This window comes from Polaromonas sp. (assembly GCF_010365105.1).
Lineage (GTDB): Bacteria > Pseudomonadota > Gammaproteobacteria > Burkholderiales > Burkholderiaceae_C > Polaromonas.
Window position 1 is genome coordinate 65,707 of the sequence record NZ_JAAFGZ010000017.1, and the last position, 17,596, is coordinate 83,302.

Sequence of the window (17,596 nt, forward strand, 5' to 3'; positions counted from 1 at the left end):
TTTTTTCAATGGTCTGTATCGAACGCTTAAGCGCGCAACCTGGCCTGAAGCCGGACTTGCAGCATTGCCACGATTTCCTGAACCACTGCATCAATCGACTCATCAGTCAAAGTGGCCGTATCGCTGGAAAGGACCAGACGCACCGCCAGACTTTTTTCACCCAGTTGGATATTCAGGCTGGCATGCTGCGCTCGGTACACATCGAACAAGGTCGCCTTCTTGAGCAAGCCTTGCGTATTGGCATCATTAATGGCAGACATGAGCGCTGCATGGCTAACACTTTCCTGCACGATCACTGCAATATCGCGCTCAACAGGCTGGAACTTGCTGACGGTCTTGAAAACCGGCACTTGACGCTGCAGAACGGCATCGAGTTCGAGTTCAAAGAGCAGGGGCGCCTGAGTCAGTTCGTAGCCTTGTCGCCACTGCGGATGCAGTTCACCCACAAAGCCGATCGGCTTTCCGTCTACAGACACGCTGGCGCACCGTCCCGGATGCATGGCAGGATGCGTTGCTGGTGCGAAAACAGCTTGAAGCGGTGCCAGCAAGGCTTCAACATCTCCCCTGACATCGAAAAAATCGACGCCCTTGTCAGACTGGCCCCAATACAACGCAGCGCGTGGGCCATAGGCCAGCCCCGCGACCCGCATGGGCTGGTTGAAGCCGGCAACGGTTGTATCAGTATCCTGGCTTTGTGGGTCGCGCAGAAAAACCCGGCCCAACTCAAAGACATTCACACGCGAAGCTTTGCGGTCCAGGTTGAACTTCAGCACCTGCAGCAATGAGCCCAGCAGCGAGGAACGCATGACGCTCATCTGGCTGGCAATCGGGTTCAGCAGTTTGATGGGATCAGGATTGCCAGCCAGTTCGTTTTCCCAGCGCGCTTCGACAAAACTGAAATTGATGGTTTCCTGGTAACCCAGCGACGCAAGAGCACGACGCACGGCAAACGGACTGCGTTCGGCTTCAGGGCGGATTCGGGCAGTGATGGGGGCAAGTGGCGGTGTTTCCGGCAACTGGTCATAACCCACAATACGCACCACTTCTTCAATCAGGTCTTCCTCTATTTGCAAGTCAAAACGGTAGCTTGGTGGCGTAACTGTCAACAGGCCCTCGCCCGTCTTGACATCCAGGCCCAGGCGAACAAGTGCATCCTGGCATTGCGCCTGCGTCAGCGGCATGCCGATGATCTTGGCTGCACGCGCCACGCGCAAGGTCACTGGCACTGCCTTTGGAAGGTTGACCTGAAGGTCGTCAACCGGCCCACAGATCGTTTCTGGTGTTCCGCAAATGTCGATGATGAGTTGAGTGATGCGTTCGATATGCTCCACGGTCTGTCCAGCGTCAACCCCACGCTCAAAACGGTGGCCGGCATCGGTGGAAAAGTTGTAGCGGCGTGACCGGCCTGCGATGGCCTTGGGCCACCAGAAAGCAGCTTCAACATAGATATTTTTCGTATCGTCAGACACGGCCGTGGCATCGCCCCCCATGATGCCGGCAAGCGATTCAACCTGCTGGTCGTCAGCGATCACGCCGACCCGTTCATCAACTACGACGGTATTGCCGTTCAGCAGCTTGAGTGTCTCCCCAGGCTTGCCCCAGCGAATATCCAGCCCACCCTGGATCTTGTCGAGGTCGAAGATATGGCTGGGGCGGCCCAGCTCGAACATCACGTAGTTGGAAATATCCACCAGCGCCGCCACGCTGCGCTGACCGCAGCGCGCCAGGCGATCGGCCATCCATGACGGCGTTGCCGCTTGCGGATTCACGTTGCGCACGATACGGCCCGAAAAGCGGCCGCATAGGTCGGGCGCGCTCACCTTGACAGCGAGCTTGTCCTGGTTGCCGACCCGTACCGATGGGAAAGACGGCGTATTCAAGGGCGAACCGGTCAGCGCCGCAAGCTCGCGTGCCACACCGTAGACGCTCAGGCAGTGCGCCAGATTAGGCGTGAGCTTGAGCGTGAACAATGTGTCATCCAGTTTGAGATGAGCGCGGATATCCTGCCCCACCGGCGCGTCAGGTGCCAGTTCCAAAAGGCCGCCATGGTCCTCCGAAAGCTTGAGCTCCCGCGCCGAGCACAGCATGCCTTCACTCTCGACTCCGCGCAGTTTGCCCACCTTGATCAGGAAGGGCTTGCCATCTTCGCCGGGGGGCAGTTCGGCCCCCACCAGTGCGCAAGGCACCTTGATGCCAACTCGGGCATTGGGCGCCCCACAGACGATGGTGAGGAACTTGCCTTGTCCCACGTCAACCTGGCACACGCGCAGCCGGTCGGCGTTGGGATGCTGCAGGGCTTCCATGATTTCACCGACCACTATGAGGTTGAACGGCGGTGCGAACGGCTTGAGTTCTTCAACCTCAAGTCCGGCCATGGTCAGGGTTTCAGCGAGTTGCTCGGTGCTGATCGGTGGATTGCAAAATTCGCGCAACCAGGATTCTGGAAATTGCATGGTGTGGCCTTGTTCTTTCGTTTGCTGTTCTTGTTGTTATGACTGAAACTGGGACAGGAAGCGGATGTCGCCATCAAAGAACAAGCGCAGGTCATTGACGCCGTAGCGCAGCATGGTCAACCTGTCCGGCCCCATGCCAAAAGCGAAACCGATGTACTTTTCAGGATCGAGTCCCATGTTGCGCACCACATTCGGGTGGACCTGCCCCGAACCTGCCACTTCAAGCCAGCGGCCCGACAACGGCCCCGACTGGAACTGAATATCGATTTCGGCACTTGGCTCGGTGAACGGGAAGAAACTGGGGCGAAAGCGAAGCACCAGATCATTGCTCTCAAAAAAAGTACGGCAAAAATCGGTGAATACAAACTTCAGATCCTTGAAACTCACGTTTTCGCCAATCCACAGCCCTTCGCACTGGTGAAACATCGGCGAATGTGTCGCATCGCTGTCAACGCGGTAAGTACGGCCCGGGGCAATCACGCGAATTTCGGGCATACGGCCCCCGGCATCAATCAGTGCGCGATGCTTTTTGACATGCTGGACGGCATAGCGGATCTGCATTGGGCTGGTATGGGTGCGCAGCAAGTTGGGTGCATTTTCCGTACCACCCTCGACATAAAAAGTGTCGTGCATGGACCGCGCCGGATGGTCTTCGGGTGTATTGAGAGCAGTAAAGTTAAACCAGTCGGTCTCAATTTCCGGTCCCTGCGCCACATCAAAACCCATGGAGCCGAAAATGGCTTCAATCCGCTCCAAAGTGAGTGACACGGGATGCAGGCCGCCCCTGGAACGCTGGCGGCCAGGAAGGGTCACGTCGAGCGCCTCGGCTTTTAACTGCTTTTCAAGTTCGGCATTCGCAAGTGCCTGGCGACGCTCGCTCAACGCGGTTTCGATCGCCTGTTTGGCCAGATTGACGGCAGCACCGCGGGATTTTTTCTCTTCCACCGAAAGCTGCGACATACCCTTCATGAATTCGGTAATACGGCCCGATTTACCAAGAAATTGTGCTTTTGCATTTTCCAGATCTGCGGGCGTTACAGTCTGCGCAAAGTTGGCTTTGGCAGTAGCTATGAGTTCATTGAGGGTATCGGCGTCGTTCATAAGATCTCTAGTACGGGTGCAGGAAGAAACACAGCAGCGCTACTTTCGGTCACGCGATCATGACAAGGACGCTACACGGAAGGCCATGAAAAAGGGCCAGAGCCTTTTCAAGCTCCAGCCCTCTATTTTCCTATGCAAGCAGCTATTTATTTAATAGCGTACTGTCCTGAAAATCAGGCAGCCAGCTTGGCTTTGGCCTGCTCGACGATAGCGCCAAAGGCAGCGCTGTCGTGAATCGCCATATCGGACAGAACCTTGCGGTCAATCTCGATACCAGCTTTTTTCAGGCCATTGGCAAACTGGCTATAGGTCAGGCCAAATGAACGGCTTGCGGCATTGATACGGGCGATCCACAGACGGCGGAACACACGCTTTTTGTTACGACGGTCACGGTAGGCGTATTGCCCAGCCTTCATTACCGCTTCTTTGGCGATCCGGAAGACATTACCGCGGCGACCGCGAAAACCTTTTGCAAGGGCCAGGACTTTTTTGTGGCGGGGAGCCGTTACACCACGTTTGACGCGAGGCATGTATTACTCCTTGTTCGTCGTTAAATTAAATGCCACGGCCTGGCAGCATCTGCGCCATGTGACCCATATTGGTCTCATGAACAGCTACTGATCCACGCAGTTGGCGTTTGTTTTTGGTGGTCTTCTTGGTCAAGATGTGACGTTTGAAGGCTTGACCACGTTTTACCGTGCCACCTGGACGAACGCGAAAACGCTTTTTGGCGCCGCTTTTGGTCTTCATTTTGGGCATATATATGCTCCTTTTCGTTTGTGCTCGTGAGGCGCTGCGAAACTTTCGCAAACTTGATGGCCCCGAGCCACTTGTCATGACAGGATTTAACACTTGCCATTGGCGCAACGGCTTTCATGCCGTTACTTTCGGACGTCTGGCTTAACGCTAGAAGTCGCAGGAACATCGTTTAGATGCACCTTTATTACTTGATTGACAGAATCCTCAAATCATTCTAAGGAGGTCAGATGGCCCAACCTCGGCAGGCAAACCTTACGCAACCTCTGCCGATACTTTCGAAGCAACTTTCTTGCGACCAGGTGCGATCATCATGACCATCTGCCGACCTTCAAGCTTTGGAAACTGTTCCACCAAAATCAAATCTGCCAATTCGTCACGAATCCGCGCCAGCAAGGCCAAGCCCAGCTCTTGATGCGTAATTTCCCGGCCACGGAAGCGCAACGTAATCTTGCACTTGTCGCCATCTTCCAGAAAACGCTTGATGTTGCGTAGTTTGATGTTGTAGTCGCCGTCGTCGGTACCGGGACGGAACTTGACTTCCTTGACCTCGATCACCTTTTGCTTGGACTTCGCCTCTGCAGCTTTTTTCTGTTCGGCATACTTGAATTTGCCGTAATCCATCAATCGGCAAACAGGCGGCATGGCCGTTGGCGAAATCTCAACCAAGTCCACATCCGCTTCACCAGCCAAGCGCAACGCTTCCATCAGACTGACAACGCCTAAAGGTTCGTTGTCTGGCCCGGTAAGGCGTACTTCAGGGGCCATGATTTCACGGTTCAAGCGGTGCTTGCGTTCTTCACGGTGACGGCGGTCACGAAATTCTGTAGCGATGGTGCGAATCCTTCAATATCTGCTATAAAAGCTATAGCTGCTTACGCCCGTCCAGCGAGGACATTAAACTTGATTCATTTAAAATTTATAAAAATCAGGCTTTTTGTGCAATGTCGGAAGCAATTCGCTCGGAAAACGCTTCAATGGACATTACGCCAAGGTCTTTATTACCCCGGGCACGCACTGAAACTGCGCCTGCGGCCATTTCCTTGTCGCCTACAACAAGGATGTAAGGCTGCTTTTGCAATGCGTGCTCTCGTATTTTATACGTAATTTTTTCGTTGCGTAAGTCAAGGTTGACCCTAAGGCCTTGATTTTGCAGCGTTTTAGCAACGCATTTAGCGTAATCAGCTTGTGAATCTGTAATGGTCAGCAGGGAAACTTGTTCCGGCGCCAGCCAGGTCGGCAGTGCGCCGGCGTGCTCCTCAATCAAAATTCCAATGAACCGTTCGAGGCTGCCGACAATCGCCCGGTGCAGCATGACAGGGCGATGGCGGGCGCCGTCTTCGCCGACATACTCCGCATCCAGCCGCTCTGGCATCGAGAAATCGACCTGGATCGTGCCGCACTGCCACTGCCGGCCAATCGCATCTTTTAGCGTGTATTCGATTTTCGGGCCGTAAAAGGCACCCTCGCCCGGCGAAATTTCAAAGTCGCAGCCTGAAGCGCGCAGGCTTTCAATCAGCGCGGCCTCGGCCTTGTCCCAGCTTTCGTCGGAGCCGATACGGGCATCGGGTCGGGTGGCGACTTTGTAGATGATGTTTTTGAAGCCGAAGTCGGTATAGACTTTTTGCAGCAGCGTCGTGTAATCAACGCACTCTTTAAGAATCTGTTCTTCGGTACAAAAAATGTGGCCGTCGTCTTGCGTAAAGCCGCGCACGCGCATGATGCCGTGCAGGCCGCCGGTAGGCTCATTCCGGTGGCACTGGCCGAACTCGCCGTAGCGCAATGGCAAATCGCGGTAGCTCTTGATGCCCTGCTTGAATATGAGGATATGGCCAGGGCAGTTCATCGGCTTGAGGGCGAAATCGCGCTTTTCGCTCTCGGTCGTGAACATGTTGTCGCGGTATTTGTCCCAGTGGCCTGTTTTTTCCCACAACGTCTTGTCCAGGAGTTGCGGGCCCTTGACTTCCTGGTAACCGTTGTCCTGGTAGACCTTGCGCATGTACTGCTCAACGCCCTGCCAGACCGTCCAGCCCTTGGGGTGCCAGAACACCAGACCCGGCGCATGGTCGTCAATATGGAACAGATCAAGTTCCTTGCCCAGCTTGCGGTGGTCGCGCTTGTCGGCTTCTTCGAGCATCGTCAGATACTGTTGCAGCTCGTCCTTGGAGGCCCAAGCCGTGCCGTAAATGCGCTGCAGCATCTCGTTGCGGTGATCGCCGCGCCAGTAAGCGCCGGCCACCTTCATGAGCTTGAAGAATTTCAGTTTGCCGGTGCTCGGAACGTGCGGGCCGCGGCACAAATCCTCAAACGCGCCCTCGCGGTAGAGCGAGACATCTTCATTGGCCGGAATGCTGGCGATGATTTCAGCCTTGTAATGCTCGCCCATGCTTTTAAAATGCGCCACGGCTTCATCGCGGGGCAACACCCGGCGGGTGACAGGCTCATCCTTGGCGACGAGTTCGGTCATGCGCTTTTCGATGGCGACCAGATCTTCTGGCGTGAACGGGCGCTTGTAGGAAAAATCGTAGAAAAATCCATTCTCAATCACCGGCCCGATGGTGACCTGCGCTTCGGGAAACAGCTCCTTGACCGCATACGCCAGCAAGTGGGCCACGCTGTGGCGAATCAGTTCCAGGCCGTCAGCATCCTTGGCCGTGATGATGGAAACCGCACTGTCCTGACTGATGAGATAGCTGGTATCGACCAGCTTGCCGTCGACCTTGCCGCCCAGGGCTGCCTTGGCCAGTCCGGTGCCGATGGACGCGGCAACTTCAGCCACGGTAACGGCTTGAGGGTAGTCGCGTTTGGAACTGTCAGGGAGCGTGATTTGGATCATGGTGTCGAAAACAAAAATGAAAAAGCGCGGACGAGCCGCGCTTGAAAGCTTAAAGCCGGGATGGCGCGATTTTACGCCGCCCCGGATGGGACTTCAGGTCAGTGGAACTGCTCTTCTTCGGTCGAGCCGGTCAGCGCGGTCACGCTGGACTTGCCGCCCTGGATCACGGTGGTCACTTCGTCGAAGTAACCGGTGCCAACTTCCTGCTGATGCGACACAAAGGTGTAGCCACGGCCACGGGCTGCGAATTCGGGCTCTTGCACCTTCTCGATGTAAGCCGTCATGCCGCGAGCGACATAGTCCTGCGCCAAGTCGAACATGTTGTACCACATGGAGTGGATGCCGGCCAGCGTGATGAACTGGTACTTGTAACCCATGGCGCCGAGTTCTTTCTGGAACTTGGCAATGGTCGCGTCGTCCAGGTTCTTCTTCCAGTTGAACGATGGCGAGCAGTTGTAAGCCAGCATCTTGCCGGGGTGAACCGCATGCACGGCATCGGCGAATTTCTTGGCGAATTCGAGGTCAGGCGTGCCGGTTTCGCACCACACCAGGTCGGCGTAATGGGCGTAGGCCACGGCGCGCGAGATGGCTTGGTCCATGCCCTTGCGGGTCTTGTAGAAACCTTCGGCGGTGCGTTCACCGGTGATGAATGGCTTGTCGTTTTCGTCATAGTCGCTGGTCAGCAAGTCGGCGGCTTCGGCATCGGTACGGGCAATCACCAGGGTAGGCACGCCGCAAACGTCGGCCGCCATGCGGGCAGCGATGAGTTTCTGGCAGGCCTCGGCGGTGGGCACCAGCACTTTGCCGCCCATGTGGCCGCATTTCTTGACGGAAGCCAGCTGGTCTTCAAAGTGAACGCCGGCGGCGCCGGAATTGATCATGGCCTTCATCAGTTCAAACGCGTTCAGCACGCCGCCAAAACCGGCTTCGGCATCGGCCACGATAGGCGCGAAGTTGTCGATGTAGCCCGCGTCGCCAGCATCAATGCCCTTGGAGTGCTGGATTTCGTCGGCACGGCGGAAGGTGTTGTTGATGCGCTCGACGACTTTTGGCACCGAGTCCACCGGGTACAGCGACTGGTCGGGGTACATGGCGGCGTAACCGTTGTTGTCGGCGGCGACTTGCCAGCCCGACAGGTAAATGGCCTTGACGCCGGCTTTCACCTGCTGCATCGCCTGGCCGCCTGTCAGCGCGCCGAGGCAGTTGACGTAAGGCTCGTTATTCACCAGGCCCCAGAGCTTTTCAGCGCCACGGCGAGCCAGCGTGTGCTCGATGGGGAAGGAGCCGCGCAGGCGAACCACATCGGCGGCGCTGTAGCCGCGCTTGATGCCTTTCCAGCGTGGGTTGGTGGCCCAGTCTTTTTCGAGGGCTTCGATTTGCTGGTCGCGGCTGAGTTGCTCGGTAAGGCTTTGTGGCATGTTGAACTCCGTTAGTTGAAAAAGAAAGTGGCTTTATTTTAAGTCTTCTACAAGACTTAACTCATCTCTTATGTCTTATATAAGACTAAATATTTCCATAAAAATCAAATACTTAGAAGACTATTTCGTAATGCGGAAAATATTTCCTCATTGCGATGATTGACCTTGGTTTTATTTTCATGGTTATTTCATATCGTGGTAAAAATTTCTGACTTGTGAAACTCCAAGCAGCCCGTGATGCCCTGCATGCCACGGCCTCGCCACTTGATCACAGGACGCCACGGCTCATGCGGCACTGAGCGCCGTCAGTTCGGCCCGGGTGGCCGCTGAAATCTCGCGTTCACGCTGCCGGATTTTGCGTGCCACCCAGACGCTGTAGCCAACGATGACCATCGTCACGGTGGCGATGAGCAAGGTCGCGGCCGCGTAGATGGTCGGGTTGATGCCGCGCCGCGCATAGCCAAAAATCACCTGCGGCAGCGTGTTGACACCAGGCCCGGACAAAAATTCGGCAATCACCACATCATCGAATGACAGGGTGAAAGACAGCAGGAAAGCCGCCAGGATGGCCTGGAAGATGTTGGGCAGTGTGATCAGAAAAAACACCTGGTGTGGCCGCGCACCCAGGTCCATGGCGGCCTCTTCAATCGAGCGATCCACTTCCAGCAGCCTTGACTGGACGACCACCATGGCATACGCCATGCCCAGCAGCGTATGGCCCAGGATGATGGTGAGCATGCCGCGCTGAGGCCAGCCCAGGAAATTTTGCGCACCGACCATCAACAGGAGCAGCGACAGGCCAATGACGACTTCGGGCATAACCAGCGGCGCGTTGACCATGCCGGAGAAAGCGGTACGGCCTGGAAAACGGCGGTAGCGCACCAGCACAAAGGCGCAAAACGTGCCCAGCGTGGCAGACAGCAGGCCGGACACCATGGCGATTTTCAGCGACAGCCAGAAGCCGTCCACGATCTTGGTGTCGCGCGTTAATGCCTCATACCAGCGCAGCGAAAAACCGGTGAATACCGCATCCTGGCGGGTGCTGTTGAACGAAAAGACGATCATGAAAATCAGCGGCAGGTACAAGAACAGGTAGACCAGCGCCAGCCACAGCTTGCCGAAATGCTTTTCCAGAAAATGTTTCATGGTCGGGCTACTTTCCTGGCTCGGCCGCATCGCCGGTGTAGTGGTAATAAATCGCCAAGGGCACGACGATCAGCCCGATCATGACCACCGCCAGCGCTGTTGCCCGGGGCCAGTTGTTGCTGGTGAACATCTCGTCCCAGACCACGCGTCCGATCATGATGTTTTCAGGACCGCCCAGCAGTGAAGGAATCACAAATTCACCGACGCAGGGAATGAACACAAGCATGAAGCCGGCGATGATGCCGGCCCGCGACAGCGGCACCGTGACCAGCCAGAAGGCTTCGAGGGGCGAGGCGCCCAGGTCATAGGCCGCTTCCAGCAGGCGAAAATCCATCTTCACCAGGTTGGCGTAGAGCGGCAGCACCATGAAAGGCAGATAGACATAGGTCATGCCCACCAGCATGGACACATCGGTGTACAGGAGCTGGAAGGGTTCAGCCGTGAATCCAAGCGCCATGAGCGCCTGGTTGAGCACGCCCTGGTCGGCCAGGATGCCCTTCCAGGCATAGACACGCAGCAGGAACGAGGTCCAGAAAGGCAGCATCACCATCATCAACAGCGCAGGCCGCACGCTCAATGGTGAGCGCGCAATGAAATAGGCGAACGGATAGCCAACCGCCAGGCACAGCACGGCGGTGCACAGCGCATACCACAGCGAGCGCAGATAGGCCTCGATGTAAATCGTCTGGAACAGCGCGCCGCCTTCGCTGCTGCGAAAAATCGAACCGTAGTTCTCGTACTTGAGCTTGAGCAGGCCGGTTTGCGCATCCCAGATCGGCTTGAAGGGATTGATGTCGTTGCCTATGTCGACAAAGCTGATGTACAGCAGGATCAGGAAGGGCAGGAAGAAAAAAATGATCAGCCACAGATAAGGCACGCCAATCACGAAGCGTTTGCCCGGCATGGGAAAGGTGGATGCAGCCATGGCGCTGGTTTTTCCTTTAATCACGCAGCACAATGCCGGCGCGGTCGTCCCACCAGAAAAACACACTGTCTTCCCAGGTGATGTTGCTCACGTCCTGACGCGAGGTATTGGCCTCGGTGATGCGCACCCGGGAGCCGTCGCTGGCCAACACGATGTAGGTGTTGTAGGAGCCAAAGTAGGCAATTTCCTGGACCTTGCCGGTGAAGACATTGCGGTCCGCCGCCGGGCGCTGCTTGCTGATCCCGATTTTCTCGGGCCTCACGGCAATGGCCAGCGGCATGTTCAGCGTGCCGCTCACCCCGTGGCCGACCTGGATTTCACCGATGCCGGTCACCGCAGCGCAGCGGTCGGGTTCGTCCACGCTGAGCCGGCCTTCGAACATGTTGACGTTGCCGATGAAGTCCGCGACAAAGCGGTTGGCCGGATGCTCATACACCTCTTCGGGCGTGCCCACCTGCAACACCCTGCCCTTGCTCATCACGGCGATACGGCCGGCCATGGTCATGGCTTCTTCCTGGTCGTGGGTCACCATCACGCAGGTCACGCCGACTTTCTCGATGATGTTGACGAGTTCGAACTGGGTCTGCTCGCGCAGTTTCTTGTCGAGCGCCCCCAGCGGTTCATCGAGCAGCAGCAGCTTGGGCCGCTTGGCCAGGCTGCGGGCCAGGGCGACGCGCTGCTGCTGGCCGCCGGAGAGCTGGTGCGGCTTGCGTTTGGCGTAGGGGCCCAGTTGCACCAGGTCGAGCATTTCGCCCACGCGCTGCTGGATCTGGGCCTTGGGCAGGCCTTCACGCTTCAGGCCAAAGGCAACGTTCTCCCAGATGTCGAGGTGCGGAAACAGCGCGTACGACTGGAACATCATGTTGATCGGGCGCTCATAGGGCTGCAGGCCGGCCACGTCCTCGCCACCCAGCAGGATCCGGCCGGAACTGGGCTTTTCGAAGCCCGCCAGCATGCGAAGCAGGGTGGACTTGCCGCAGCCCGAACTGCCCAGCAGGGCAAAAATCTCGCCCCGGTTCACCGACAGCGACACCTCGTCCACCGCCACCGCTTCGTCAAAGCGCTTGATCAGTTTCTCGGTGACCAGATAGCCTGCTTTTCCATCGTTTTCTGCCATGCATCCATCCCTGCGTTTGTTCGTATTTGGGGAAACCACAGCGCAATCCCACTGGCCGAAAAACCGATTTTCGGCATCAAAAAAGCCTTTACCGCACGACCAGTGTGCCCAGTCAGCTATTGATTCAGTAGCACAGCATCACTGGCCGCATGCCATGCCATGACCGAAATCCAGGGTGGGCGCACGCAGCAGGGGCTGCCATCCTGGCTGCAAATTCCGGGGCCAGACCCCGGAAATGAACGTCACCTGCCTTTTTTGACGCTGTTGTAGGCGTTGGCCAGGGCTTCGCGGGCTTCATTGGTGAAACTGCTGGGCGCGATCATCTTGCTGAAATACGCGGGCTCGACAAAGATGGTCTTGTTGCCTGAAATTTCCGGCTTGATCTGCGCAATGGCCGCCTTGTTGGCCGTGGGATAGTTCATCGTGTTGGTCACCGACGCGGCGTTTTCAGGCCGCAGGTAGAAATCGATGAAGGCCTGGGCATTGTTCGGATGCTTGGCGTCCTTGGTCAGCGCCATGGTGTCGGCGAAAAGCAGCGCGCCAGTGCTTGGCAGCAGGGCTTCGATAACGTCCTTCGAGCCGTTTTCCCTGGCGCGGTTGGCGGCGATGTTGATGTCGCCCGACCAGCCGATGACCGCACAGGCCTTGCCGCCGGCCACGTCATCGATCATGGTGGCGCTGAACAGGCGTACATCCTTGCGTACCTTGAACAGCATTTCGGCGGCTGCCTTGAAGTCGGCCGGATTGTTCGAATAGGCATCCTTGCCGATGTAATGCAGCGCCACCGGCATGATTTCGGTGGGCGAATCCAGGTAGGCAATGCCGCAGGACTTGAGCCTGGCGGTGTATTTCGGATCAAACACCAGGTCCCAGGCGTTTTCCGGCATGGGCATGCCGGCCAGCGCCTTGTCAACCTTGGTCTTGTTGATGCCCACGGTGGTGAAGCCCCAGGCCCAGGGCACCAGGTACTTGTTGCCCGGGTCGGCCTTGGTCAGGGTGTTCATGATGGCCGGCTCCAGATTGGCCAGGTTGGGAATCCTGGTCTTGTCCAGCGGCTGCAGCAGCCCGCCTTCGATCTGCGACTTGGCAAACACCGTGCCGGGCACCACGATGTCGTAACCGGTGTTGCCGGCCACCAGCTTGGCATGCAGCGCCTCGTTGGTCTCGAAGGTGTCGTAGTTGACCTTGATGCCGGTTTCCTTTTCAAAGGCGGCGGTCATGCCTTCGGGAATGTAATCGGGCCAGTTGTAGATGTTGAGCACCTTCTCCTCGGCATTGACCGGCAGCGCAGGGGCCGAAGCCACCGGCGCTGGCGCAGGGGCAACCGCGACCGGCTCCTCTTTTTTGCCGCAGGCCGACAGCAAGAGAGCCGACACGGCCGTCACCAGTACAAGTTTTTTCATGTTGGAAATGACTCCGGAGAAAGGTAAAAAACGAACGCGACGCAACGCCAGAAAATGGCTGCCATGCGCCCCGTGGGCGATGCAATATCCGGACCAGCCAGAGTCCGACGCATTGCAACAAATATTCTATTCAATCCATCTGACGGGCAGCCTGTAAATCGGCCAGGGTGGCGTCCAGGCAACTGCGGATCAGCGCGATCATTTCATCGATCTGCGCATGGGTCATGACCAGCGGCGGCGCAATGATCATGCGGTCGCCCACGGCGCGCATGATCAGCCCCAGCCGGAAGCAGTGGCCACGGCACAGCATGCCGACGCCCAGTTCGGGGTCGAAGGCTTCGTGCGTTGCCTTGTTTTTGGTCAGCACCAGCCCGGCCATGAAGCCGCAGGTCTCGGCCAGCCCCACCAGCGGATGTTCGCCCAGTTCGGCAAAGCGTTCGGCCAGATAAGGGCCAATGTCGTCCTTGACACGCCCGGGCAGGTTTTCCTTTTCCATCAGGTCCAGGTTGGCCAGTGCCACGGCACAGGCCACCGGATGGCCGCTGTAGGTGTAGCCATGGTTGAACTCGCCGCCCTGCTCGATCAGCACCTCGGCCACCCGGTTGCCCACCATCACGCCGCCCAGCGGGATGTAGCCGCTGGTCACGCCCTTTGCAAAGGTCACCAGGTCGGGCCGGTAGCCGAATTTTTCATAGGCAAACCAGTGGCCCACCCGGCCAAAGGCGCAGATCACCTCGTCGCTGATCAGCAAGATGCCGTACTTGTCGACGATGCGCTGGATCTCGGGCCAGTAGCTGTCGGGTGGAATGATCACGCCGCCGGCGCCCTGCACCGGCTCGGCGATGAACGCTGCCACCTTGTCCGCGCCTAACTCCAGGATTTTTTCTTCCAGCCAGCCGGCAGCGCGCAGGCCGAATTCGGCGCTGGTCTCGCCCGGCTGGCCGAGTTCGTAAAAATACGGCTGCCCGATGTGGGTGATGTTGGGTATCGGCAAGTCGCCCTGCGCATGCATGCCGGACATGCCACCCAGCGAGGCGCCGGCCATGGTGCTGCCGTGGTAGCCATTGATGCGGCCGATGATGACCTTGCGCTCCGGCTGGCCCAGCAGGTCCCAGTAGCGGCGCACCATGCGCACGTTTGAGTCGTTGCTCTCGGAGCCGCTGCTGGAATAAAACACATGCTTGAAGCTGCGGCCGCCCACCTCGGGCGCCAGTGCTGCGAGGCGGGTCGCCAGTTGCACCGCCGGCACGTTGGTGGTCTGGAAAAAGCTGTTGTAGTAAGGCAGCGTCATCATCTGCCGGTAGGCGGCGCTGGCCAGTTCCTCACGGCCATAGCCCACATTGACGCACCACAGGCCGCTCATCGCGTCGAGGATCTTGTGGCCTTCGGAATCCCAGACATAGATGTTCTCGGCCCGGGTGATGACCCGTGCGCCGCGTGCCTCCATGTCCTTGAAGTCGGTGAAGGGATGCAGGAAATGCTCACGATCCAGTGACTGGATCAGGGCGGTATCGACAGGGGTGTTCATGGTGGGCGGCTCTCGGTTGCGGTGAATCGGTGAATGGGTGGGGTTGGGGGCTTACACCAGCAGCAGCAGGTGTTCACGCTCCCACGGAGAGATCACCTTCATGAACTCGGCGAACTCCATTTCCTTGATTTCGGAATACACCGTGACGAAATCACGGCCCAGCACTTCATGCAGGTCCGACTCGCGGCGCAGCCAGTCCAGCGCCTCGCCCAGGCTGCGCGGCAGCGAATACGGCGACAGGTAGGCATCGCCCTTCATTTCGGGCTTGGGCTTGATCTTGTTCTTGATGCCCAGGTAGCCGCAGGCCAGCGTCATGGCCAAAGCGATGTACGGATTGGCATCGGCGCCGATGACGCGGTTTTCCACCCGGCGGGCCTGCGGCGTGGCAATCGGCGAGCGAATGCCCACCGTGCGGTTGTCATGCCCCCAGGCGATGTTGATCGGCGCGGCCGTGTCCCGCGAGAGCCGCCGGTAGCTGTTGACATAGGGCGCGACCAGCGCCATGGCGGCCGGAATGTAGCGCTGCAGCCCGCCGATGTAATGAAAGAAAGCCTCCGACTCGCTGCCATCCTTGTTGCTGAAGATGTTCAGACCGGTTTGCTTGTTCAAGATACTCTGGTGCACATGCATGGCGCTGCCGGGCTCGGCCGCAATCGGCTTGGCCATGAAGGTTGCATACATGTTGTGGCGCAGCGCCGCTTCACGCACCGTGCGCTTGAACAGGAACACCTCGTCGGCCAGCCCCAGCGGATGGGCATGGAAAAAATTGATTTCCATCTGCCCCGCGCCGACTTCATGAATCAGCGTATCGACGTTGAGTTCCATCTTTTCGCAGTAGTCGTAGATGTCCTCGAACAGCGGGTCAAACTCGTTCACCGCGTCGATGCTGTAGGCCTGACGCGAGGTTTCGGCCCGGCCGCTGCGGCCAATCGGCGGGCGCAGCAGGGTGTTGGGGTCGGTGTTGCGGGCCACCAGGTAAAACTCCAGTTCGGGCGCCACCACCGGCACCAGGCCCTCGGCTTCATACAGTTCGCACACCCGGCGCAGCACGCTTCTGGGCGCAAACGGCACCAGCTTGCCGGCCGGATCAAAACAGTCGTGGATGACCTGCGCCGTCGGGCTCGACGCCCACGGAACAATCCGCGCCGTGGACGGGTCGGGGCGCAGGTGCATGTCCTTGTCGGTCGGGCTGATCACATCGTAATAAGGGCCGCTCTCGGGAAACTCGCCGGTCACGCCCATGGCCACCACCGCTTCGGGCAGGCGCATGCCCCGGTCTTCGGTGAACTTGCCGCGCGGCAGGATCTTGCCCCGGGCCACGCCGGTCAGGTCGGGCACCAGGCATTCGACCTCGGTGATCCTGCGTTCATTCAGCCAGTTTTCAAGTTCCGTGAAGGTTGTTGCCTTGCTCATGCTCATGTTCAGACTCATCGCGCACTCCTGTTTTTTTTCGACGCATGTCGGTGGATTGGAATAACCTGGATTCAGTGGCCGGCGCTGGCCCTTTCCCGTGTGCGGCTGGCATGGCGGCGCTCGCAGGCCTGGCCAAAGGCCGCAAAGATGGCTTGGTAAAAAGGATTTTCCTGGCAGTTCCACTCGGGATGCCATTGCACCGCACAGGCAAACTCGGCGGCGCCCTCGATCTCGAAGGCCTCGACCAGGCCGTCGGAAGAATGCCCCAGCGCGCGCAGTCCGTCAGCCAGCCGGCCAATGCCCTGGCCATGCAGCGAATTGACCTGGGCCGTGTCGCTGCCGGCCCATTGCGCAAATGCGCAGCCGGGCACGAAACGGACCTCATGCGCAGGTCCGTAGGCTTCTTCAAGGCTGACGCCTGCGGGATCGCGATGATCAAAGCGCCCTTCCCGCGCATGCACGCTCTGCTCCAGCGAGCCGCCCAGCGCCACATTGATTTCCTGGAAACCGCGGCAAATGCCCAGCAGCGGCACACCGGCGTCCCGGCACGCCCGCACCAGCGCCAGCGTGAGCGCATCGCGCTGCGGGTCCAGCGGCAGGCCGGCATCGAGCACGTCCTGGCCGAAATGGGATGGATGAACATTCGACGGCGAGCCGGTCAGCATGACGCCATCGACCAGCCCCAGGAGCGCCGGTAACTGGGCCACATCGGCCAGGGGGAACATCACCGGCTGGGCGCCGGCGCATTGCCTGACGGCGCGGGCATATTTCTCGCCCAGTACCAGGAACGGGAACTGGTGCCCTTCCTCACCCAGAAGCCGGTGGTCGGCCGGCAGCCACACCAGCGGCAGGTGAAGGTGCTGCGAAGAAATCGACGGGGTTTGCCGCATGGAGTGGTGGGTGTTAAGGAGTTCCAGCCAGTGTAACCAGCCCCTCACGAAGCTGCGCCGCGCCAGGGTGGCGTAGCTGCGGGTGCTTCACGGTGCACAACAGGATGCCCGCCGCTTCATCCTCATGGCCGGCACACAGCTGTCGATTGCCCTGCGCATGGAGTGGCTGGCAGGCCATGGCGACCCGGTGTGGATGCAAGACCCGGCCTGCCGGAGCGCCGTCAAGGCACTGGCAGCCGGCGTCTTGCGACTGCATCCGGTGGCTGTCAATGGCGAACTCATGGTGCCAGCCAATGGAAGCCGGCAATGCCGCGTCGGGTGGTGCGGGCCATTCAGAAAAAATTTCCGTACAGGAAAGTCTAATTTTCAAGCCAAATCAGCCTTTTCCGCTTTATGGATGGGCACAAGCTGCTATCTTTTTTATATAAAAAACGATTTTAAAGGATGCGGTTTTCGTGTCCGGTTCAAGCCTGTCAGTCGAAAAATTGAAACACCCAGTGTGATTCAAGCGTGCCTCGTAACAGATTTCAAGGGTTTTTACCATCGATAAGGACCTCATGAGATTGGTCCGTTTGGGGGGTTGCGACAGCAAAACTATCAAATTAACATT

General features: G+C 58.3%; 15 protein-coding genes. 1 reads left to right on the plus strand and 14 read right to left on the minus strand.

From position 1 onward, the window contains the following. Positions 1-26 precede the first annotated feature (26 nt). The 14 genes from pheT to GZ092_RS12795 form a co-directional block, all read right to left on the minus strand. Complete coding sequence (gene pheT, locus GZ092_RS12730; protein WP_293636897.1) at positions 27-2,453, minus strand: phenylalanine--tRNA ligase subunit beta; 2,427 nt, start codon at positions 2,451-2,453, stop codon at positions 27-29. A 36-nt stretch (positions 2,454-2,489) separates the two neighbouring features. Continuing rightward, entirely contained in the window at positions 2,490-3,554 is a 1,065-nt protein-coding gene (pheS, locus tag GZ092_RS12735; protein WP_293636899.1) for a phenylalanine--tRNA ligase subunit alpha, read from the minus strand. A gap of 173 nt (positions 3,555-3,727) precedes the next feature. Beyond that, positions 3,728-4,084 carry a 50S ribosomal protein L20 gene (gene rplT / locus GZ092_RS12740; protein ID WP_293636901.1) on the minus strand — a complete coding sequence of 119 codons (357 nt, stop codon included), beginning with the start codon at positions 4,082-4,084 and terminating at the stop codon, positions 3,728-3,730. Between the two features lie 25 nt (positions 4,085-4,109). Then, the gene (rpmI, locus tag GZ092_RS12745; RefSeq protein ID WP_011802230.1) at positions 4,110-4,313 is read right to left on the minus strand and encodes a 50S ribosomal protein L35; all 204 of its coding nucleotides are present in this window, start codon (positions 4,311-4,313) and stop codon (positions 4,110-4,112) included. A gap of 252 nt (positions 4,314-4,565) precedes the next feature. Continuing rightward, positions 4,566-5,153, minus strand: a complete 588-nt coding sequence (infC, locus tag GZ092_RS12750; RefSeq protein WP_293636986.1) for a translation initiation factor IF-3 — start codon at positions 5,151-5,153, stop codon at positions 4,566-4,568. 85 nt (positions 5,154-5,238) lie between these two features. Then, positions 5,239-7,146 carry a threonine--tRNA ligase gene (gene thrS, locus GZ092_RS12755; RefSeq protein ID WP_293636906.1) on the minus strand — a complete coding sequence of 636 codons (1,908 nt, stop codon included), beginning with the start codon at positions 7,144-7,146 and terminating at the stop codon, positions 5,239-5,241. Positions 7,147-7,244: 98 nt separating this feature from the next. Beyond that, complete coding sequence (aceA, locus tag GZ092_RS12760) at positions 7,245-8,564, minus strand: isocitrate lyase (RefSeq protein ID WP_293636907.1); 1,320 nt, start codon at positions 8,562-8,564, stop codon at positions 7,245-7,247. 285 nt (positions 8,565-8,849) lie between these two features. Next, the gene (locus tag GZ092_RS12765; protein ID WP_293636909.1) at positions 8,850-9,710 is read right to left on the minus strand and encodes an ABC transporter permease subunit; all 861 of its coding nucleotides are present in this window, start codon (positions 9,708-9,710) and stop codon (positions 8,850-8,852) included. Between the two features lie 7 nt (positions 9,711-9,717). Then, positions 9,718-10,635, minus strand: coding sequence for an ABC transporter permease (locus GZ092_RS12770; protein ID WP_293636910.1), 918 nt, complete (start codon positions 10,633-10,635; stop codon positions 9,718-9,720). A 16-nt stretch (positions 10,636-10,651) separates the two neighbouring features. Beyond that, complete coding sequence (gene potA, locus GZ092_RS12775; RefSeq protein WP_293636912.1) at positions 10,652-11,752, minus strand: polyamine ABC transporter ATP-binding protein; 1,101 nt, start codon at positions 11,750-11,752, stop codon at positions 10,652-10,654. A 242-nt stretch (positions 11,753-11,994) separates the two neighbouring features. Beyond that, the gene (locus GZ092_RS12780; protein ID WP_293636913.1) at positions 11,995-13,155 is read right to left on the minus strand and encodes an extracellular solute-binding protein; all 1,161 of its coding nucleotides are present in this window, start codon (positions 13,153-13,155) and stop codon (positions 11,995-11,997) included. A gap of 130 nt (positions 13,156-13,285) precedes the next feature. Further along, positions 13,286-14,683 (minus strand): aspartate aminotransferase family protein, encoded by a 1,398-nt coding sequence (locus GZ092_RS12785; RefSeq protein ID WP_293636915.1) that lies wholly within the window; start codon positions 14,681-14,683, stop codon positions 13,286-13,288. A gap of 51 nt (positions 14,684-14,734) precedes the next feature. After that, on the minus strand, positions 14,735-16,114 hold the full coding sequence (locus tag GZ092_RS12790; protein WP_293636917.1) for a glutamine synthetase family protein: 1,380 nt from the start codon (positions 16,112-16,114) through the stop codon (positions 14,735-14,737). 53 nt (positions 16,115-16,167) lie between these two features. Beyond that, positions 16,168-16,986: a gamma-glutamyl-gamma-aminobutyrate hydrolase family protein gene (locus tag GZ092_RS12795; RefSeq protein WP_293636918.1), complete on the minus strand. Its 819-nt coding sequence runs from the start codon at positions 16,984-16,986 to the stop codon at positions 16,168-16,170. A gap of 124 nt (positions 16,987-17,110) precedes the next feature. Between GZ092_RS12795 and GZ092_RS12800 the strand changes: the two genes are divergently transcribed. Continuing rightward, positions 17,111-17,536, plus strand: coding sequence for a hypothetical protein (locus GZ092_RS12800; protein ID WP_293636919.1), 426 nt, complete (start codon positions 17,111-17,113; stop codon positions 17,534-17,536). Positions 17,537-17,596: the final 60 nt, after the last annotated feature.